The organism is Chryseobacterium daeguense DSM 19388, from assembly GCF_000430825.1.
Taxonomy (GTDB): domain Bacteria; phylum Bacteroidota; class Bacteroidia; order Flavobacteriales; family Weeksellaceae; genus Chryseobacterium; species Chryseobacterium daeguense.
Genome location: NZ_AUMT01000017.1, coordinates 68,457 through 88,816, shown reverse-complemented (window position 1 = coordinate 88,816; position 20,360 = coordinate 68,457). Strand labels below are relative to the sequence as shown.

The window sequence follows — 20,360 nt, the reverse complement described above, 5'->3', positions numbered from 1 at the left end:
GACAGAGGGATACAGTATGCGTGCACAGAATTTACGTCAATAGTCGGGAAAAATATTACCCGAAGTATGAGTGGAAAGGGAAATTGCTATGATAATGCTGTAGCGGAGAGTTTTTTCAAAACTCTGAAAACCGAACTTGTCTATCAAAATAAATATGAAACTAGAGACCACGCCAAAAACTCTGTGTTTGAATATATAGAAACATTTTACAACACCCAGAGAAGGCATTCAGCTTTAGGAAATTTAACCATAAGAGAGTATCAAAATTTAATGTCTAATCAATCTAAAAATGTAGCATAAAGAGTATATAAATTTTGTCTCAAAAATAGTTGCAAGTTCAAGAGGTGTTGTATATTTCACATATGATAAACAAAAACAAAATTCATTTTCAGAAACAATATTTAATATTGAAAACAATCCTATATCATATACAGAAAATAATTTTTATAATAATAAGAAAATATTAGCTTCAACAGAACTCGAATTAAAATATTATCCTAACAATAAAAACTATATAAATAATCTTTTTATTTTTAAAGAAAATTCCAATAAAACAAGTAATGATTTAATTTTTAATTCTGATAATATTTATCAATCTTCCAAATCAAAAAACTTCACTTTTTATAATCATTTTAATCATACTTACGAAGTATCTTCAAATAAAGTCCTTAATAATTATTTGTACTTTGGAAGTGATAGAGTACATGAAAGAACAAATATATTTTCACCACTTTTGAACTCTTTTTTGGATTTGGATTCTAATAATAGTTTACTACAAACAGCTGAAAATAATATTTTATATTCTGGAGTTAAAAGTAAATTAACTACTAAATTTAATAGAATTGATTTGACCAACAGTATTCAAGCTGAATATAACAGCGAATTATATAATAATAAATTATTATCAGATAATGGCTCTTTAGAAACGGATTATTCTAATGATATTAAATTAAATCAACTCAAAATAATTTCTGATAATTCACTGAAATATAATTTTTCAAAAACATTGGATATTACAGGAAATATTAGCTTTCAAAATATTAATTATAATTACGAAAACACTCACAATAATATTTTTTTAATAAATCCTTCCATCTATTTAAATATTAAAAAAACAAAATTAGGTAGTTTTACTTTGTCTTATTCAGAAAATAATACTTTACCAGAAATCAATCAATTAGTAAATGAATATCAATTAACTGATTATCGTTCTTTTTCAAGAGGAACAAATTATCAATTACCATTAAAAAATACTATTGCTTCTTTTTCTCATTACATATATATTGATGAAAAGAGGTTTTCAATCAATACAAATGCCTTATACATAAAATCCAAATCAATATTGAATACTGAAAGTAGCATAACTAATGATTTCAGCTTTAATTCTCTTCAACAGACTTTTGGAGGGGAAAGTTATAATTTGAATTTCAGCTTTACTAATTACATTCGTAAGCTTAATATTTCATCAAGAATTGAAACAAATAATATTTGGAATTCTAGTCCCGTAAAAGTTAATTCTGATAATTTCTTATTATCTAAAGGGTATACAAATAAAATAAAATATACAGCTACTACATATTTTAAAATTCCTGTAAATTTTGATTTTGGATTTTCATATAATTATAATCAAACACTTTTTAATGATATTAAGAGCACAAGCTTTACAAAAGATTTCTTTTGGAATATTAACTATAAAATCTCTAAAACATTACTAGTGGAATCAAACAATTCATTATATTTTATTTTCGCTAAAAGTTATTCATTCAATAACTTAGTTTTAAGTTATACACCTGTTGACAGCAAACTATCATATCGTATAGTATTCAATAATATTTTAAACGAAAAAGAATATGTTTATAATTCATTAAATAACTATACTAATTTTATATCAAAAATTCAATTAGTTCCAAGATATTTATTAACGTCTATAAAATATCGTTTTTAATCCTGACATTAATATTGAAAACTAAAATTCCGCCTCATTATTGAGGCGGAATTTATACATTTTTAGCTTGTGGCTCATCTCCACTTTTTGATTTCTTAGAAGAATTCACCATTGCAATAAGGCTGTCAATCGTGTATTCTGAAGCCTTTTGCTCACCTTGAAAAATAATTTTTCCTAATCTTGCTACCTCACTTATATAAACATATAATTCTTTATACAAGCCTTTGTTGGTAGAAGTAAAAGCTTTTCTTTGCTGTTGATAAGAGCTTTGCTCATTGCTTTTGGCAGTAATAGTGTCAAAACTGTTTTGAAGCACTGTTTCAGTATTGGGCTTCATGCCACAAGATGTTAATAATGTGGCTTGTGATGAAACTATTTCCTTCAAAGCTTTGAGATTCAGTAATACACCTTCAAAATTTCTTTTCTTTACTTTTTTTAATATATCGCTTGGTAACGAGTTTTTTATTCCTGCTTTATCAAAAACCACATTCAGAAGCTTCATTGGTTTTGTAAGGTCATTTCCTAATGTGTAAAGTTCCTGAGTTGTCTTTTTTTGCCGTGTAAGTAATGCATCACCTGTTTCTTTAGCCCTCAATTCGTTAGTTTTGTTTTGCATCGCGGCCAAGAATGAAGCATTGTATAAATGATTTTCTGCTTCAAAAAGGTTCAAGTCTCTAGCTAGGCTTGTTAATAAAGCATCAGCGATCGGTACATATTCTTCTTTCAAGATTCCCATAGTAGTAAGATTTAAAATTGAATCATAAATATACACTTTTATTCAACTTGTTGCTTATTCCCTATATTTTTAATCTTGTGAAGAAAAGATTATGAATACTGTTGGTTGCCTTTATTATGGTGAGGGCTTTAGATTGCTTACTGTACGAGAGTTTTTATAAACTGCAAAGCATTTTCCATATTGTTATCTGTATCTTTGCTTTACTACCGGATATTTTTATATTACTGCTCAAGGTTTTACTCCAGTACACTAGATTTAAACTAGAACCTGCTCAAAATTCCCCAATGGATTTTAATATCATTAAACTTAAACGGATTTCCGAATTCATTACCGTTGGAAAGCTGAAAACTCATGAGCCCGATCGGAATAAAGAAATTGAATCCGAGCCCTACACTGTAAAGCTTGGGTTTCACATTCAAAGATTTATTATTGAGCTGCCCGTACTGCCCGAAAACATCAAAAAATGCCTGGCTTCCGATGAGGTAACGGTATTCTAAGCTTCCGTAGTAATAAAAATCGGCGGCGAGGGAATTTTCATTGAAACCCCGCATGGAATTCCAGCCTCCGAAACGGTACAATTCATTGGCAGAGAAGTCAATTTTTGAATCCATCATGGCGCCTTCCGCTTTTATATTGAGGAAATGATTTCTGTTGATATGATAGTTATGCTCTCCAAAAAAGTAGAACTGGTTTTGTAGGGCTTTAATGTTATCTTTGGTATAAGTGGTTGTAAGATAATCATATCCGGCATTGATTCTTGTTTTATAAAGGAACAGGTCAATATCCGACGGCTCTACCATTTCAAACCAGATCCCAATCCCTTTTTTATTGTAATCTTTACCCTGAACATAAAGCGTATCGATAATGCTGGAACTTTCGAAAGTTCCCCTCAAGCCGATTTTATTTCTGCTGTTCATGTGATAATAAAGTGCGGGAAGCGCTTTCACATTGGCAAAAGTAGAATCTTGTCTGAAGATATTGACTTTCATATTTAAGCCTACATTAGATTTAAAAAGATAAGGAACATCGGTCTGGAGATCAAAAGTCTGCCCTTTATCCGGATTTCGCTGCCAATACAGGTTCACGGTTTCAAAACTATTGAATATATTTCTGAAATTTACGTTCAGCGTTCCGTTTAAAGTAAATTTATCCGTCTTATCATTCCCAAAACCGATCACCCCGTCAAAAGTATTGGTTTTCTTTTTTTCCATGAAGAGGTAAATGCTTGTGGAATCTTTGGTGAATAAGGTTTGCGGAGGCCTTTCCAGCGAGATGAACTGGTGTCCCTGAAATGATTTATTGATAGCGATAAGGTTTTTATCGTCATACGTTTTTCCTTTGAATTCTTTTTCAAGATTTTTGATGAATCTTTTCGGAACTCTTTCGTAGCCCTTTACTACAAAGCCGTCTATGGTTCGCTTATCATTTTTATTGATATCGAGCTCTACAACGGGATAGCCATTTTTCTGGCCTTTGTATTTTGATTTGATTCTGCTGAAAGCAAAACCGTCATCAATATAAGATTTATTGATTTTTTTCTTTGTTGAATCTAAATTTTTGGTGAAAAATTCTTTCTGAATTTTTGTTTTCTGTGAGATGGAATCGGAAAGATTCACATAGGTTTCATTGAAATTTTTCCCTTTATCAAATACGATTTCCGTGCTGTCGCCTTTTACTTTTACTTCTTTTAATTTGGTGAAAAAGTAATTATTCTGGGCCAGAGAATCCAGAAATTTGACTGCAGAAGCGGAATCCTTCACCTTTTTTTTGACTTTTGTCTCCGAATCGATAAGGAAATACTGCTTCTTCTGCGCTTGTACAAAAACGCAAAACAGTATAAAAAATATTTTCAGAAACAGCTTCAATTTGATTTGAGTTAAATTATTAAAATTTATTATCTGGAAAGATGCTTCAACTCTGCTCAGCATGACATTTCTAGTACTGACTGTCATTTTATAGAGCTGTCATGCTGAGCGGAGTCGAAGCATCTTAAACTTTTACATTAAATAAATCTTAATAGTTCAAAATATATTATTATAAATTAAAAATTGTTTTAATAACTGAAACTAAGCCAGTTTATTATATTTCTTCATCAGATTCTCGTAAGTTCCCTGCGGAAGGATCCATTTCAAAGGAACCCCGATTTTCTGCCCGAATTTACCAAAATAATAATGAGCTTTCCATTTATTTTTAGTTAAAAGTGAATCCACATATTCTGCAACTTCCAATGGCTCGGTTCCGTCGCCTACATGAGAGTTCATCAAAGCATACACTTTATCAAACACATTTTTATAAGGTTCGGAAACTTTTGTTCTTACTCTGTTCTCGGCAATATTGGTCTTAATATCACCCAAATGCAGCGAGCAGACGTGGATATTCCACGGATATACTTCGTACCTCATGGCTTCCGTTACTTTATCCAAAGCCGATTTTGAGGCAGAATAAAACCCACGGAACGGCAGTCCCATTTCACTTCCGATACTGGAAACATTGATGATCTGCCCAAATGTATTTTCACGCATTTTCGGGAGCACAGCGCTCATCATCTGAACTGCTCCCACCAAATTTAGATTAAATAACTTTAAAATATCCTCTTTTGAAGAATCTTCCACAGCACCTACCATTCCCATTCCTGCGTTGTTGATCAAAACATCTATTCTTGTTTCTGTTTTCAAAACTTCTGCGATGGCATTTTGTACGGCATCATTATCTGTAACATCGGTAGGAATGGATTTAAAATACTGGCTTTCGGTGTGCTTTCTGCTTAGGCCATAAACTTTATGACCCTTTTTTCCGAAATATTCTGCGAGTACGAAACCAATTCCTGATGAGGTTCCCGTGATGATTATCGTTTTTGTATTCATTAGTTTTTAGTTAAAATAATTTTTAAATCCTCCCAAAACATCGGATACGATTTTTCCACTACATCTTCGTCTTCGATATTTAATTCTTTAATTAAACAAAACGGGGCAAAGCTCATGGCCATTCTATGATCCTGGTATGTTTTGATAGAGATATGGTCTTCCGGCTCACTAAAGCTGACAGATTTGATCGTGAAATCCGTGATTTCGGTTTCTGTTCCCAGTTTTTTCAATTCATTATGAAGAGCCGAAAGCCGGTCGGTTTCCTTTACTTTCAAGGTTCCAAGCCCTGAAATTTCAAATGGAATTTTTAATGCAGCAGCCGTTACACAAAGCGTTTGGGCGATGTCTGGGCAATTATTCATATCCAAAACTATTTTTTCAGGAAATTGAAAATCAGGTTGAGGCTCAAGAGTTAATTGATGTTCGTTATCAATAAAATTGGTCTTGATTCCGAAAAAATCTTCATAAATTTTAGCAATGGCAGAATCTCCCTGAGTGGATTCTCTGTAAAAGCTTTTTAAATGGATTGTTTCCCTTCCCAATGCTGCGAATGAATAGAAATATGAGGCTGAGCTCCAGTCGCTTTCTACTTCATAGTTGATGGTTGATAGTAGATGGTTGATGGCTGATTCTACTTTGATGGTGTTGCCGATAAAGCTGTTTTTGATTCCGAACCTGGTTAAAATATCCAGTGTCATTTCAATATAAGACCTTGAAGTTACTTCGCCTACAAGGTTTATTTCCAAACCGCTTTCCAGTTTCCCGGCGATTAACAGGAGGGAAGTGATGAACTGGCTTGAAATATTTGCCGGTACATCCACTTTTGTTTCCGTGATTTTTCTTCCTTTAATTTTTAAAGGCGGGAAACCTTCATTTTCCAGGTATTCTATCTCAACTCCAAGGTTTTGTAGGGCGGTCACCAGATTTTTGATAGGTCTTTCTTTCATCCTTTTTGAGCCGGTAAGAATCGTGGTTTTTCCATCCTGGATGGAATAATAGGAAGTAAGGAAACGCATTGCTGTTCCTGCATGATGAATATCAACGATTTCCGTTTCTTCACCCAATGCTTTTTTCAGCAGCTGAGTATCTTGTGAATTGGATAAATTCCCGATTTTTATGTTCTTAAACAAACTTTCTAAAATTAACAAACGATTCGAAATACTTTTCGAACCGCTGATTTGTATGGTTTTGTTTTCCGTTAATTTTGATTTTTCCAGCTTCTTCATTGCTCTTCTAAATTGGAAGCCCGAGGCTGGAAGATGGAGGTAAAAAGTTTAGTTTAAAAACTTCCGGCTTCCAACTTCCGGCATCCAGCTATTTTAATTTTTCGTTATTCTGATGACGATCTTTATCGCGATCTGTCTTTATCTTCATTTTTTTGTCGAAAGCTTCCTGTAAATTCACTCCGGTTTGATTGGCTAAACATAAAGTTACAAACAGTACGTCTGCCAGTTCTTCGCCAAGATCTTTGTTTTTATCACTTTCTTTTTCACTCTGCTCGCCGTATCTCCTGGCTATAATTCTTGCCACTTCACCTACTTCTTCCGTCAGCATGGCCATATTGGTAAGTTCATTGAAATAACGGACGCCAATTGTTTTGATCCATTCATCTACTTGCTGCTGCAGGGCTGTGATTTCCATTATTTATTATTAATCTGCTTATAAGATATTTTATTATTGATACTGATACGCTCCCAAAGTAGGGTTCGATGTTCTCGAAAAGCCTGCAATATCGGTAGGAACTGTTGCCGCAACGGCAGTACTCCCTTTTCCTATTGCCGGAGAATTTTGTTTAACTCTCAGGTTCATTTTTGCTGCAAAATAATTGACAAACAGAGGATCCAGGTTTTTAACTGATTGAATCACACTAGGATTGCTGTCGAATGAAAAGCCTGCTTCAGAAGTACCTGAATATTTTAAAAGACAGTTTTCAAACACAAAATTAAACAGCTGTCCCGGAGTCTGCTCAAAATTCACGGAATTATCCCTGTCGGAATAAACAATGCTGTTCCTAACATTAAGGATGAGCGGCCCTTGTTCAGTCTGGTTAGACTCATTTTTCCACTCATTTGTGGCAAAGATTCCGTTTCTGTTGTAAGATTGCAGCAGACTGGAATAATTAGCAATGGTAGAATGGATATAATTATGAGTTCCTCCTTTATAAATACCAATCGCAGATTCTCCACAGTTGTTCATCACTAAATTTTTCGCATTTACGGTAGATGCAACGGCGTAGATTCCGTATTCCTGGAAGGTATGGATAAAAGAGTTATTGATCGTAGCATTGGTCTGCTTCATTTCCAATCCTTTTGTACCCCCGAAAAGTCTTGCGTAATTCATATTCAGGGTAGAGCCGGTTTCCATTTTAATAGAGTTCCAGCTTTTTGGGATGGTATCATAAGCAGGATCATTTCTGTCGCCTCGCAAAATGACATTATTTGCGAGTGTACCGTTAATATTTAAAGTAGATCCTGCAGAAAACTTCATTCCGCTGTTTTTGTGGAAATAGACTTTGGTTCCCGCCTGAATGTCTAGTGTCACGTTTGGATTTACCGTTAAATTACCATAAATAATTTTTGCTTTATTATTCGTCCAAGTTGTATTACTGGTAATAGCATTAGGATTGGTAGGAGTTTCTATGAAGAATTCTGCATCCTGAACCACAGAAAATAAAACCACCTGCTGTTTTCCTGCAGGGCTTTCGAATAAAACTTTATCTTCAGCGATCGCTTCAGGACCCGCAGCATCCGGTGCAATTTCCACGAAAATATAAAGGCTGTCATTTTTTCTTAAAGGAACATCCTTAAAATCGTGGCCCGGCTTTCCGTCTACATTGATTTTATATAAAGAAGAGGCTCCTTTTTCAAGATAAATTCTTGGAATCAGAACATCTTTGTCTTCATTATTATATACTTTTACGGCATAAGTTTTAGAACGTACCTGATGATAAACCGTATCACAGAAAACCGTATCTTTTGAAAATCTTAACGCCTGCGAAGGTGCATCAAAGCTGATATCATCCTTATTACATGATACAGCCATGATAAGCATCCAGAAAGAAAAAGCCAGTAATAATTTGAATTTCATCGAAATTATATTTTTAAATAGATTTCAAATTTAACGAAAATACTTTGAATTTCTTATGAAGAAAAAAATATTGATTACGTATTTGCAAATTCAAAAAAATATTGTACTTTTGCAACCTAAAATTAGCAGAGAAATATCCATTACTATTTCGAAAGCAAACTTTAATTTTTAAAATTGTATTATGAAACCGCAAGGTTACATGTGACATTAACAAAAAAAGAAATTTACACATGAAAAACGGAATCCACCCAGAAAATTATAGACTTGTTGTTTTCAAAGATATGAGTAACGACGAGGTGTTTCTTTGCAAGTCTACTGCAGAAACAAAAGATACTATCGAGTATGAAGGACAAGAATACCCATTGATCAAAATGGAAATCTCTTCAACTTCTCACCCTTTCTACACTGGTAAAGTGAAATTAGTTGACACTGCAGGTAGAGTTGATAAGTTCATGAACAAATACAAGAAATTCGCTAAGTAATTTTTTGAGATTAAAAATATTTAAAGTCTTCCAAAATTTGGGAGACTTTTTTTATTTATTTAATGTAGAATTTAGACATTGGATATTAGAAGTTAGTTTTAGTATTTGTAATTTTGTCATGACTAGAAATTAGATACAGAGAAATTGGTTAATAACACTTAAACTTCTTCTAACTTCTAGCCTCTAACATCTAACTTCTATAAAAAATGCAATTAGTATTTTCAGATGCGCAATATTGGGAAGATTTTCTTCCACTTACCTTTACAAGGCCCGTTGCAGAAATGCGATGCGGAATTCTTACTTTTTCCGAAAGATGGCAGCAGATTTTAGAAAACACAGAGATTTCATACTTCACGGAAAATTATCTTCAGAATAAATTCAAAAGTCCGGAAGAAAAGGAAAGTCTTTTTTTAGTAACCAACTTTTTACCTACCGAAAGTGTTATCCGGCAAATAAAAGACTTAAAGCTGGGCGAAGCTTTGGTTTATGAAGATGAGCTGATCGCGGCAAAAATAAATATGAAAGGTTTTTCTTTACATCAGATCGAGAAAATGACTGATATTAAGGAAGAGTTGATTTTCTTCAAAAAGCCAACCGATCTTTTTACATATAATCACAAAGCCATTGATTTTGATTTTGAATTATTGACGAAAGGAAGAATCTCCCAAGAGCTTTCTTCTACGAATGGATTTTTAGGGGAGAAAAAAGATTTGTTTATTGAAGAAGGCGCTCAAGTTGAGTTTTCTACAATCAATACAAAAACCGGAAAAATTTACATCGGGAAAAATGCTGAAGTAATGGAAGGCTGTAATCTTCGCGGCCCGATTGCGTTAGGTGAGGGTTCTAAATTTCACCTTGGGGCAAAAATTTATGGTGCAACGACTATTGGCCCGCAGTGTAAAGTGGGCGGCGAAGTGAATAACATCATTATTTTCGGATATTCCAGTAAAGGACATGATGGATTCTTAGGGAATTCAGTTGTAGGAGAGTGGTGCAACTTTGGTGCAGATACCAATTCTTCCAATCTTAAAAATAATTACGGCCATGTAAAACTCTGGAATTATAGGACGAAGGCTTTTGAAGATACGGGGCTGCAGTTTGCCGGGCTTATTATGGGTGACCATTCTAAAACGGCTATCAACACCCAGTTGAACACTGGGACAGTGGTGGGTGTTGCTTCCAATATTTTCAAGGAAGGTTTTCCTCCAAACCTGATAGAAAATTTTTCATGGGGCGGATTTAAGGATGATGAAAGATTTAAATTAGATAAAGCCTACGAAGTTGCAGAACGTGCAATGGCCAGAAGAAAAGTGGCTTTGACAGATGAGGATAAGGCGATTTTTAAGTATATTTTTGATACGTATTAATCTTACGATAAATGAAACTTCAAATTTTTTTGAAGTTTTTTTGTTTTTGATGTAATAAAACTAAGATTTCCATTGTCTTACTTATAGAAACAAAACTTATGACCCAAGAAACTTTCAAGAATACGGTATTCATTCTCAAAAATGAGATGTATCGCTTTGCGAAAAGGTTTGTCATGAGTAGTGATGAAGCGGAAGATGTAGTTCAGGACCTGATGATTAAATTCTGGCAGAAAAAAGATGAGCTGGAGCAGTTCGGGAATTTAAAATCCTACGCTCTGAAAGCCGTCCGGAATGAATGCCTGAACAGGCTGAAGCATCACGATGTAAAGCTCGGGTTTGCGGATATGCAGCTTCACCGGTCGGAGCTTTACAGTATGGAAGTGAATAATTTGAAGGAACATATTATAAGTTTCATTAATCAGCTTCCGGAAAAACAAAAAGCAGTGATCCATTTGAAAGATGTAGAAGAATATGAAGTCTCAGAAATAGCAGAAATGCTGGAAATGGAAGAAAATGCAGTAAGAGTAAATCTTATGCGGGCCAGACAAAAAGTAAAAGAACAAATTTCACAATTGATGAGCTATGAGCAAAGACAAATTTCAAGATAAATATGACGAGATCTTCCAAAATATAAAGGAAGAAAAAATGGACTGGGATTTTGAGGATTTCCTCAAAAAAGCGGAAGGAAAAGATGAGGCAGCAGATAACAGCGCTGCTCCAATCATCCCAATCGGGTCCAAAACGAAACCTTCATTTCCGAAATGGTTCTGGATGGCGGCAGGATTGGTTTTAATTTTCAGCATCGGGTTTATTTTTAATTATAATCAAAATTCTGGTGTAAAAGATCAGGCACAGTTTGTGGAAAGTCAGATTAAAAACCAGAAAAATGATTTTATTGAAGAAAATAATGAACATCAGGAACAGGTTGCTGTGAATCATCCTAACGATTCTATTTCCGGAACGAAAAAAGATTCTATTTTCCAGGAAAATACAGTGGCAGAGAAGGATGTTTTAGATGAAATTTTACCTAAAAGAGGAAGACTTAAAAAAGAAAGAAAACCAAAATTTGTTTATAATTCTTCTAAAAACTATAAAACAACAGCAGATTCTACAGGCTATCAGGATTCTTACGTGATCGTAAACGGGAAAAGAATTGAAAATGTGGAAGAGGCTATTAATGTGACTAAGTATTCATTCCAAATATTTGCAAATAACGTCAGTGAAAAGCTAGTACAACCAAAAGTCGTAGACGACGATTATTAATTAACCTTTTAAAATAAGATTATGCACCTGATCAGGCACTAATAATCAAAAAATAAAAATTGACTCATGAAAAAAATAATAGTAATATTCGCACTTGCTTTTTCCCATTTTTTCAATGTATATGGGCAGAAAGATAAGCTCGATCAGCTTTTTGAGAAATATCAGGAGGCAGAGGGGGTGACCTCTATAAAAATTGCCAAACCTATGTTCGGGATGCTGAGCAGCCTGGATTTAGGAGATGCTGAACTGGACCAGATTAAGCCTTTGTTGTCAAAGATTGAAGGACTAAAAGTTTTCATCGCCGAAAAACCTGCGGATGCAAAAACGGCAAAAGAAAAGAAATTGTCTCAGATCAATAAAGATATTTCTTCCTATCTCAGTAATCTGAACTATAGTGAAATCATGACCATGAACAGTGGCGGCGCAAAAATAAAATTCCTTTCTTCGGAAGAAAAAAACGGGATAATGGATGATTTGCTGCTGAGCATTGACAGCGGAGGTGCAGAAAGCATTTTAGTAAAGCTAGACGGTAAATTATCGATGGATGATATCAGCAAAATCGTAAACTCCACCGAAACAAAAACAAATCCGGTTACCAATGCCAGAAATAATATCACCTCAGAAAATACCTCCTATTTGAGCGGTGAAACAAGAAATGTTGGTGAATTCTCAGGAATTCAAGTGAGCACGGGTGTAAATGTGGTTTTCAAGCAGGAAAGCCCTGCCAATATCAAAGTGATTGCAGATGCAGACAAGCTTCAGTATATCATAACCAAAGTTGATAACGGGGTTTTAAAGGTGTATGTTGATAATAAAGGACAGAAAAATTTGAAGTTCAAAAACATCAGCGTAAATGTTTCTTCGCCGAGAATGGATAATATCAAAACATCTTCAGGGGCTACTTTTACAACGATTAATTCTGTGAATGAAAATAATCTGGAAATTGATGCTTCTTCAGGTTCGGTAGTAAAAGGGAAATTTAATATCGCAAATAGTACAAAAGTTGAAGCAACTTCCGGAACAAGTTTAAAAGTGGAAGTGAATTCTAAAAACCTTGATTTCAAAGGTTCAAGCGGATCAGATACAAACATTGGCGGACAGGCGGGAACTGCAGTTTTTGATATCAGCAGCGGGGCTCTCTGCAAAGCAGAAAACTTCAGAGCCAATCATGTGAGAGCGGAATCCACTTCTGGAGCAAGCCTTTCTGTGAACGCTGTTGAAAAGCTGGATGTAAAAGCTTCTTCGGGAGGACTGATTAAATATAAAGGCAATCCGGAGATCACTTCTGATATCAGCAAAATGTCCGGCGGATCTTTAAAGCAAATTAATTAAAAACCAATCACCATGAAAATTTTAAAAAACATCTTTATCATAGCTTGTACCATGTTCCTGATGCAGTCCTGCATCGTTTCAGAACGCCCGAATATGGGTTATTTTTCTGAATCAGGACATGATTTTAAAGGAGCAAAGTTTGTAAGCATCAATGTACCCATGCTTTTGGCGAAGCCTTACATTAAAAAAGCTTTAAAAGAAGACGGTGAAAGTGATGAAATAATAAATCTTGTAAGAAAGGTTTCAAAAATAAAAGTAATGACGGTAGAAAACGGGGACAGGCAAATGGTAAAAGATTTTGCCAATTACCTGAACAATAATAATTACGAAGACTGGGCAACTATAAAGCATGACGGGGACAATGTTAATATCCGGGTAAAACAAAAAGGAGAAACCATCAAAAATATGCTGATTACTGTAAATTCTGATAAAGATCTGGTTTTTGTGGATGTGAAAGGAAGTTTTACAGCTGATGATATTTCAAAAATGATTGCTTCGGCAACAGATAAATAAAGTCACTTCATATTCAATATTATATACTAATTTTATTTTGTACAAAAGAACCGTTTCGGAATTCCAGGCGGTTTTTTGATTTAAGTTATTGATTGTTAAGTTTTATTTAAACTATTAAAATCAATTTTCGTATCTCAGTAAAATACCTTAATTTTGCAAGAAAGTAAAGATGTCTATTCATAACAAAATTGTAGAGACAGCCATCACTTTCGATGACGTGCTTCTAGTCCCTTCTTATTCAGAAGTTTTACCTAATCAGGTTTCATTAAAATCAAGACTTACCGACAAAATTACGCTTAATGTTCCGATAGTTTCTGCGGCGATGGACACCGTTACGGAGGCCGATCTGGCAATTGCACTGGCAAGAGTGGGCGGTTTGGGCTTCATTCATAAAAATATGACCATTGCGGAACAGGCTGCACAGGTAAATCGTGTAAAACGTTCAGAAAACGGAATGATTTCGGATCCGGTAACCCTTTCCAAAGACCATACACTGGCTCAGGCAAAGGAAACGATGGCGAAATATAAAATTTCCGGACTTCCTGTAGTGGATGCCGAAAATACTTTGATCGGAATTATTACCAACAGAGATGTAAAATATCAGGAAAACCTTGATATGAAAGTAGAGGAGATCATGACAAAAGAAAATCTGATCACTTCCGATAAAGATACCAACCTTGAAAAAGCTAAGGAAATTCTTCTTAAAAGCAGAATTGAAAAGCTTCCTATCGTAGATTCAAACAATAAATTAGTCGGTTTAATCACCATTAAAGATATCGACAACCAATTGGAATACCCGAACGCCAACAAAGATCAGGGCGGAAGATTGATCGTGGGAGCCGGAGTTGGCGTTGGTGAAGATACGATGGACAGAATTGAAGCATTGGTAAAAGCTGGTGTAGATATCGTAGGTATTGATTCTGCTCATGGTCACTCAAAAGGAGTTTTAGATAAGATTTCAGAAATCAGAAGAGCATATCCGGATCTGGATATCGTTGGGGGAAATATTGTAACGGCGGAAGCTGCTGAAGATTTGATCAAAGCTGGTGCGAACGTTCTTAAAGTAGGTGTAGGACCTGGATCTATCTGTACGACGAGAGTGGTTGCGGGAGTTGGAGTTCCTCAATTATCTGCTATTTACAATGTTTACGAATATGCTAAGTCCAAAAATGTAGCAGTAATCGCGGATGGTGGTATTAAGCTTTCAGGAGATATCGTAAAAGCAATCGCAAGTGGAGCGGGAGCAGTAATGCTGGGTTCACTTTTAGCAGGAACTGATGAGGCGCCGGGTGAAGAAATCATTTTCCAGGGTAGAAAATTCAAATCTTATCAGGGAATGGGAAGTCTTTCCGCAATGAAGAGAGGTGGAAAAGAAAGATATTTCCAGAGTGAAGCAAAAAAATTCGTTCCGGAAGGTATTGAAGGCCGTGTTCCTCACAAAGGGAAATTGGAAGATATGATTTTCCAGCTGACGGGAGGTTTAAGAGCCGGAATGGGATATTGCGGAGCAAAAGATATTGAAGCTCTGCAAAAAGATACAAAGATGGTAATGATTACAGGAAGCGGATTGAAAGAATCTCATCCTCACGATGTTATCATCACGCAGGAAGCTCCTAATTATTCTTTGTAGTAAATAATAATTTAAATATAAAGGCTATCTCAATGCTGAGGTAGCCTTATTTATTATCAATAGGAGCGGGAAAATATCCTGAGGTTCTCGAAGGAAACCTGCTTTCAAAGGTTCAAATAATTGGTTTTAGCCAAACCATATTCAGCTTCAACTAAGAAATTAGTCCAACAAAAGAATCATACGTTCCGTCATAATCTTCCCATTTCTGATCGTTAACAAAAAAGGAAGGTGTTCCGTTGACACCGCTTCTTACTCCACCCTCAAAATCCTCTTCAATTTTTTCTTTTATGCCGGATTCATTGATGTCTTTCTCAACAGTTGAAAAATCAAGCTGTAAAGTTTTCACAGATTCTTTAAGCATTTCATCACTAAGCTGATTTTGGTTTTCATAAATAAGATCATGCATTTCCCAAAACTTACCCTGCTTTCCTGCTGCTTCAGCAATAGCGGCGGCCGGCATAGCGAACCGATGGGAATCTGTAAGCGGAAAATTTCTGAAAACAAAAGCCACATCATCACCATATTCTTCTACAAATTTTTTTACTAATGGATAAGCATGGCCACAATGCGGACACTGATAATCCCCATATTCCACCAATACTATCTTAGCTGTTTCCAGGTTTCCCTGAACATGGTCATTTTCTCCGACAGGAATTCTTAATGCAGCCATAATTATGCGTTTTTATTTAAAGTTTCTAATGCGTCAATAATGCCATCGGCTCCGGGATTGATCCCGTCCGGCGACAGATAACTCCACTGGATAACCCCATCTTTATCAATTACAAATAAAGCTCTTTTTGAAGTTCCGTTTTCTTCATTGTAAACTCCATATTTTTTCGAGATTTCGCCTTTTGGGTTAAAATCAGCAAGAAGTGGAAAGTGAAGTTTTCGGTATCCCATAAACGCATCATGACACCATGAGCTATCTACGGAAATTCCAAGAATTTCCGCATTATATTTACGGAAAATACTCAGCATTTCATTATATAATGTCACCTGATCTCCGCAAACAGGGCTCCAGTCTGCAGGATAGAAAACAAGGATAACATTTTTACCTGAAAAATCAGAAAGCTTTAATTTTTGGTCCGGAGTTGAGTGAAGCTCAAATTCAAGAGCTTTGGTTCCTTTTTCTAATATCATATTTTGTGGTATTTGTTAATTTTATTAGTTGTTATATTTTAAAAGTAGAATAAATTTAAGTATAAGAATTTAATTTGATGCAATCGATTTACTTAAATTAATATTAAATTACTCTACTTTTTTATATTTGAATTTAGGTTTAATAACATAATTCAGGAAACGCCCTTTGGACTGCGCTGTTCTGAACCTGTCGAAAATTTCTGCCGGAACTTTTAAATAATCGTACACTGCTCCCGACTGATATATGATCCGCAATATTTCAGTTTCAAGAAAATAGAGATAATTATTTACAACTGATGATGGCATGAATAATTTTCTACAAAAAATGTTCCTTAATTGAAAATAAAAGCCTCCAGGAATTCTGAAGGCTTTAACTATGATCGGTGTTTATATAGACATTTTGTGTTTATTTTTTCACGAATTTAAATTCATGAGTCTGAAAGTTTTTAGTATTTATTTTTTTGTGGTTCCGTTCCCTCCGTAGGTAGTTCCCAGAAGTGAAAAAAGTGCCTGGTTTTGTGCAATTGGTAAAAGCTGCCCGTTACATGCTGCCCAGTTTTTAGGTACAAAATTGTAAGGTACGAAAGCGATCTGTCCAAGATAAGGATCTGAAGCCTTTCATGATAAATTAGTTTATTTAAGGTATTGCTAAGTTAGGGATTATTCTACATATTTTAATTATGAAATAAAAAAACCTTTCAGAATTAACTGAAAGGTAATGATAACTTAATATAAAAGCCTATTTGTATAGGTTGTCTTTAAAATCGTCTATCCTGAAATCAGTAAGTGCATTTCCTTTTTCTATCTTCTCTTTTGAGTATAAACGGAAGTCATTTTCTGTTTTTTCCAAGAGATAATCGTAAGGTCCTACATGGGAAATTAATTTTACCAGCACCGGAGAAATTTCAAGACAAATGAAAAGTCCCATAATAAAAGCCGCCGCAAGACCAATAATGGCTGAATTTTTTCCCAATTCATCCAGAGCCTGCAATCTTGCTGCAAAACCATTGAATTTATCTTCGAACGTTTCCGTAGATTTTCTTTCTGTTTCTAAATTGGTATACACTTTAGAAATTTCCTTATCTAAATATTCCAATCTTGGGGCTACTTGCTTCTGATAGTTTTCAAGATCCTGCCTTCTTTGTTCTTTAAGTTCCTGCTTACGTTTTGCATTGGGTCCGAAACCTTCTTTACCACTCGTTAAACCAGATTGTTTCCCTAAAATTTCTTTTTCAAGCTCTACAGCTGCAGAATCATACGATTTTTGATATTGAGCAATCTTGTCGGAAATTTGCTTCTTTTCAGTATCGAAAGGTCCGCTCTGCTGAAGGATTCGGCCGTTCATCTCGCCCTGAAGCTGTTTTTTATTTCTCTGGATAATTGTATTTAATTGCTTATTGACTTCTTTTTCAAAAATTTTAAGTTCTAAGGGTTTGGAAATAATTATTCCCAGGAAAGTTGCCAGTACAAGTCTTGGTATTGCCATCAAAATCTGATTCCACCATGTGCCTGTTTTTTTGATAGAGGAAACAATGTATCGGTCAAGATTAAAGATCATTAATCCCCATAAAATCCCGAATCCGATAGATGCCCAGATATTGTCAAAAACGGTATACATGGCATAGCCTGCAGAGAGCGTGGCAAAAACAGCTGTAAAAAGAACAATGCCTCCAATCCCCGAAAACTTATTCCATTCACTGGGTGTTTTTCTCAAAATATGAATGTTTCCTCCGGAACAGACCATTAGAAACTTCTGGAACCAATTTATTTTATGATTCACTTGATTTATAGTTTGTTGGTTATTTTTCATACTAGAAAATTTAATATAAATATACTACTAAAAATCATACCATTGTAAAAGATAGTATTATGTTTTACCAAGTAAGCTTTAAAAGCTGTAAAATATTGATACTTCAATATTTATTTTTATTATTTGTGTTAAAGAATTTTAAAGGTTTTAGATGTTTTATTATAAGGATAGCAATAAATTTATTATATTCGCAAGATTTTTTTAATCAAAAATAATATAATGAAGAAACATGTACTTTTATTTGCACTTCTTTCTTTTGTAAGTGTATTTGCTCAAAACACACATGGTTTTTGTGGTTTTGATACTGTAATGGAGCGTATGGATCGTAAGTATCCGGGATTGCAGAAAATGAGAGAAGAAGCTGATGAAAAATTCAGTAGTATTGATAAACATGCTTACATGAATAAAGTGGGAGGTACAACTTCATGGAACGGTCTTTATACAGGTCAGCTATATGAAATTCCGGTTGTAGTGCATGTGATAGAATCCAGTGCGGCAGCAAATGCGAATCTGGCGGTTACTGATCAGGAAATCATCAACTGGATAGACAGAGCAAATAAAATGTACGCTACTACCTACGGAAACGGCTTTTATCCTGAAGGAACCGGTCCTACTGGTGGTAATGTAATTCCTTTTAAACTTGTTCTTGCAAAAAGGTCACCAAGCTGTATGCCTACTACAGGGATTATAAGATACGACGGAAGTGTTCTTCCCGAATATGATGACAGTGGTGTAGCAATGAATAGCAGCAATGGAGCCAGCGACTATGCAATCAAGAGTCAGATTGCACCCCACTGGCCGGAAAATTCTTATTTTAATATTTATGTTGTGATAGGATTTGATGGGCAGCAGCAGCTTAGCTACGGCTTAATGGGGTATGCAATGTTCCCTGATGCTTATGATTATAGCTATGAAAGCTTTATGAAGGTGGCAACCATTAAAAATGCTAATGATACTACTCTTACCCATGAATTAGGGCATGCATTCGGTTTATATCATACATTTCAGGGGATAAGCGCTAATAGCCAGACAACCTGTCCTGTAAATACGAACTGTGCTACAAACGGAGATCGTGTATGTGACACATCCCCATCCAGAAGTATGTACGGAGTGGCGGTGCCTACTAATAGCAGCATAGATCCTTGTACTGGTGTAAATTATGACGGAACCCAGTATAATATTATGAATTATACCAATATCAATAGAAAATTCACGGAAGGGCAAAGAGACAGAGCTATCATGATGATGAAAGAGTACAGACAAAACCTTCTCAATTCTCTAGGAGCAAAAGATCCTTCAGTAACCGTGCCGTCAACTGTATCCGTAATTCCTGCAATATGTAATCCTGCGGGAATTCTGCACCCTACCAATAATAATTTTGCTATCGGGCCATACAGAGTAGTGATGGGAACAATCAGCAGTACTACAAACGGCTATGATTCAGATGAGGCTGCACCGGTTTATTATGCGGATTATGCTAATGCTACATGCATAAGACCTGCATACTATACAGATATTCCTGCAAACTCTGCATCGCCATTAAAGGTTACTTTCCTGAACGGATTCCCTCAATCGGATAAATTCAAGGTAAAAGTTTGGATAGATTATAATAATAACGGAGCTTTTGATGCTTCTGAATTAGTAGTGAACACTACATCAAATACAATGGCTTCCGGCGCTTCGACAACACTTACAAGCAACATTACTCCTCCTGCCGGTGCTCTTAAAAATACTTATTTAAGAATGAGAGTTGCTGTAGATGCGGCTACTTTTGCTTCAGCTGCGCTTCCTGATTTTGATGCCTGCTCTCAATTGCAGTACGGCCAGATGGAAGATTATGCTGTGAGAATTATGGATGTTTTAGGAACCTCAGAGGTTAAAGATAATACAGAAACAGCAATCGTGTTTGTAAAAGCTGATAATAAATTAAAGTTAGCGGGAAGCAAAAATGAGATATTTGGAGAATACCAGATTTCAGAAATGAGCGGGAAGCTTATTCAGAAAGGAAATTCAAAAACCAATGAAATTCAGATCAATCAGGTTCTTCCAAAAGGAGTGTATATCATCAATCATTCTAATAATGGAATAAGAAATTCAAAAAAATTCTTAGTTAATTAAAAATAATAAAGGCCTTCGAAAGAGGGCCTTTTTTTTTGTAAGATGAAAAAAATACTGTGTTTTATTCTTTTTT

The 20,360-nt window shown here is 35.1% G+C and carries 20 protein-coding genes and 1 pseudogene; 10 read left to right on the top strand and 11 right to left on the bottom strand.

What is annotated here, in order from left to right; genetic code table 11:
* Together H560_RS23460 and H560_RS0117655 are read left to right on the top strand one after the other, a co-directional pair.
* On the top strand, positions 1-300 hold a 300-nt coding region (locus H560_RS23460; RefSeq protein ID WP_027378952.1), incomplete at its 5' end, for an IS3 family transposase.
* A gap of 451 nt (positions 301-751) precedes the next feature.
* A complete protein-coding gene (locus H560_RS0117655) occupies positions 752-1,945 on the top strand; it encodes a hypothetical protein (RefSeq protein WP_155845039.1) in 1,194 nt (397 codons plus the stop codon).
* A 52-nt stretch (positions 1,946-1,997) separates the two neighbouring features.
* Here H560_RS0117655 and H560_RS0117650 read toward each other — a convergent pair whose 3' ends face one another.
* The 6 genes from H560_RS0117650 to H560_RS0117625 all read right to left on the bottom strand — a co-directional run bounded on the left by H560_RS0117650 (position 1,998) and on the right by H560_RS0117625 (position 8,632).
* Positions 1,998-2,681 carry a hypothetical protein gene (locus H560_RS0117650; RefSeq protein WP_027381218.1) on the bottom strand — a complete coding sequence of 228 codons (684 nt, stop codon included), beginning with the start codon at positions 2,679-2,681 and terminating at the stop codon, positions 1,998-2,000.
* Between the two features lie 260 nt (positions 2,682-2,941).
* Positions 2,942-4,633, bottom strand: coding sequence for a BamA/TamA family outer membrane protein (locus tag H560_RS0117645; RefSeq protein ID WP_228372500.1), 1,692 nt, complete (start codon positions 4,631-4,633; stop codon positions 2,942-2,944).
* A gap of 114 nt (positions 4,634-4,747) precedes the next feature.
* Positions 4,748-5,545: an SDR family oxidoreductase gene (locus H560_RS0117640; RefSeq protein WP_027381216.1), complete on the bottom strand. Its 798-nt coding sequence runs from the start codon at positions 5,543-5,545 to the stop codon at positions 4,748-4,750.
* Positions 5,545-6,771 (bottom strand): 3-phosphoshikimate 1-carboxyvinyltransferase, encoded by a 1,227-nt coding sequence (locus tag H560_RS0117635; protein ID WP_027381215.1) that lies wholly within the window; start codon positions 6,769-6,771, stop codon positions 5,545-5,547. Before H560_RS0117635 ends, H560_RS0117640 begins: the two co-directional genes overlap by 1 nt.
* An 88-nt stretch (positions 6,772-6,859) precedes the next feature.
* Positions 6,860-7,186 (bottom strand): nucleotide pyrophosphohydrolase, encoded by a 327-nt coding sequence (locus tag H560_RS0117630; protein WP_027381214.1) that lies wholly within the window; start codon positions 7,184-7,186, stop codon positions 6,860-6,862.
* A gap of 33 nt (positions 7,187-7,219) precedes the next feature.
* Complete coding sequence (locus tag H560_RS0117625) at positions 7,220-8,632, bottom strand: hypothetical protein (RefSeq protein ID WP_027381213.1); 1,413 nt, start codon at positions 8,630-8,632, stop codon at positions 7,220-7,222.
* A 230-nt stretch (positions 8,633-8,862) separates the two neighbouring features.
* Between H560_RS0117625 and H560_RS0117620 the strand changes: the two genes are divergently transcribed.
* From H560_RS0117620 to guaB, 7 genes are all read left to right on the top strand, one after another.
* Complete coding sequence (locus H560_RS0117620) at positions 8,863-9,114, top strand: type B 50S ribosomal protein L31 (RefSeq protein WP_002976190.1); 252 nt, start codon at positions 8,863-8,865, stop codon at positions 9,112-9,114.
* Between the two features lie 206 nt (positions 9,115-9,320).
* On the top strand, positions 9,321-10,481 hold the full coding sequence (locus H560_RS0117615; RefSeq protein WP_027381212.1) for a GlmU family protein: 1,161 nt from the start codon (positions 9,321-9,323) through the stop codon (positions 10,479-10,481).
* Between the two features lie 98 nt (positions 10,482-10,579).
* On the top strand, positions 10,580-11,089 hold the full coding sequence (locus H560_RS0117610) for an RNA polymerase sigma factor (protein ID WP_027381211.1): 510 nt from the start codon (positions 10,580-10,582) through the stop codon (positions 11,087-11,089).
* A complete protein-coding gene (locus tag H560_RS21930) occupies positions 11,064-11,744 on the top strand; it encodes a hypothetical protein (protein ID WP_185095859.1) in 681 nt (226 codons plus the stop codon). The genes H560_RS0117610 and H560_RS21930 overlap by 26 nt, the downstream gene beginning before the upstream one ends.
* Positions 11,745-11,810: 66 nt before the next feature.
* The gene (locus tag H560_RS0117600; protein WP_027381210.1) at positions 11,811-13,076 is read left to right on the top strand and encodes a DUF4252 domain-containing protein; all 1,266 of its coding nucleotides are present in this window, start codon (positions 11,811-11,813) and stop codon (positions 13,074-13,076) included.
* A gap of 12 nt (positions 13,077-13,088) precedes the next feature.
* Complete coding sequence (locus H560_RS0117595) at positions 13,089-13,589, top strand: DUF4252 domain-containing protein (RefSeq protein ID WP_027381209.1); 501 nt, start codon at positions 13,089-13,091, stop codon at positions 13,587-13,589.
* A gap of 169 nt (positions 13,590-13,758) precedes the next feature.
* Entirely contained in the window at positions 13,759-15,219 is a 1,461-nt protein-coding gene (gene guaB / locus H560_RS0117590) for an IMP dehydrogenase (protein ID WP_027381208.1), read from the top strand.
* 151 nt (positions 15,220-15,370) lie between these two features.
* Here guaB and H560_RS0117585 read toward each other — a convergent pair whose 3' ends face one another.
* From H560_RS0117585 to H560_RS0117570, 5 genes and pseudogenes are all read right to left on the bottom strand, one after another.
* Entirely contained in the window at positions 15,371-15,889 is a 519-nt protein-coding gene (locus H560_RS0117585) for a DsbA family protein (protein WP_027381207.1), read from the bottom strand.
* A gap of 2 nt (positions 15,890-15,891) precedes the next feature.
* Positions 15,892-16,359, bottom strand: coding sequence for a redoxin domain-containing protein (locus H560_RS0117580; RefSeq protein WP_081414002.1), 468 nt, complete (start codon positions 16,357-16,359; stop codon positions 15,892-15,894).
* A gap of 108 nt (positions 16,360-16,467) precedes the next feature.
* Positions 16,468-16,665, bottom strand: a complete 198-nt coding sequence (locus H560_RS0117575; protein ID WP_027381205.1) for a KTSC domain-containing protein — start codon at positions 16,663-16,665, stop codon at positions 16,468-16,470.
* A gap of 156 nt (positions 16,666-16,821) precedes the next feature.
* Positions 16,822-16,950: pseudogene (locus H560_RS22785) on the bottom strand (tail fiber protein); the annotation flags it as partial.
* Between the two features lie 148 nt (positions 16,951-17,098).
* On the bottom strand, positions 17,099-18,169 hold the full coding sequence (locus tag H560_RS0117570) for a DUF4407 domain-containing protein (RefSeq protein WP_027381204.1): 1,071 nt from the start codon (positions 18,167-18,169) through the stop codon (positions 17,099-17,101).
* A gap of 219 nt (positions 18,170-18,388) precedes the next feature.
* Here H560_RS0117570 and H560_RS0117565 point away from each other — a divergent pair, with 219 nt between their 5' ends.
* Positions 18,389-20,287, top strand: coding sequence for a zinc-dependent metalloprotease (locus H560_RS0117565; protein WP_027381203.1), 1,899 nt, complete (start codon positions 18,389-18,391; stop codon positions 20,285-20,287).
* Positions 20,288-20,360 lie beyond the last annotated feature (73 nt).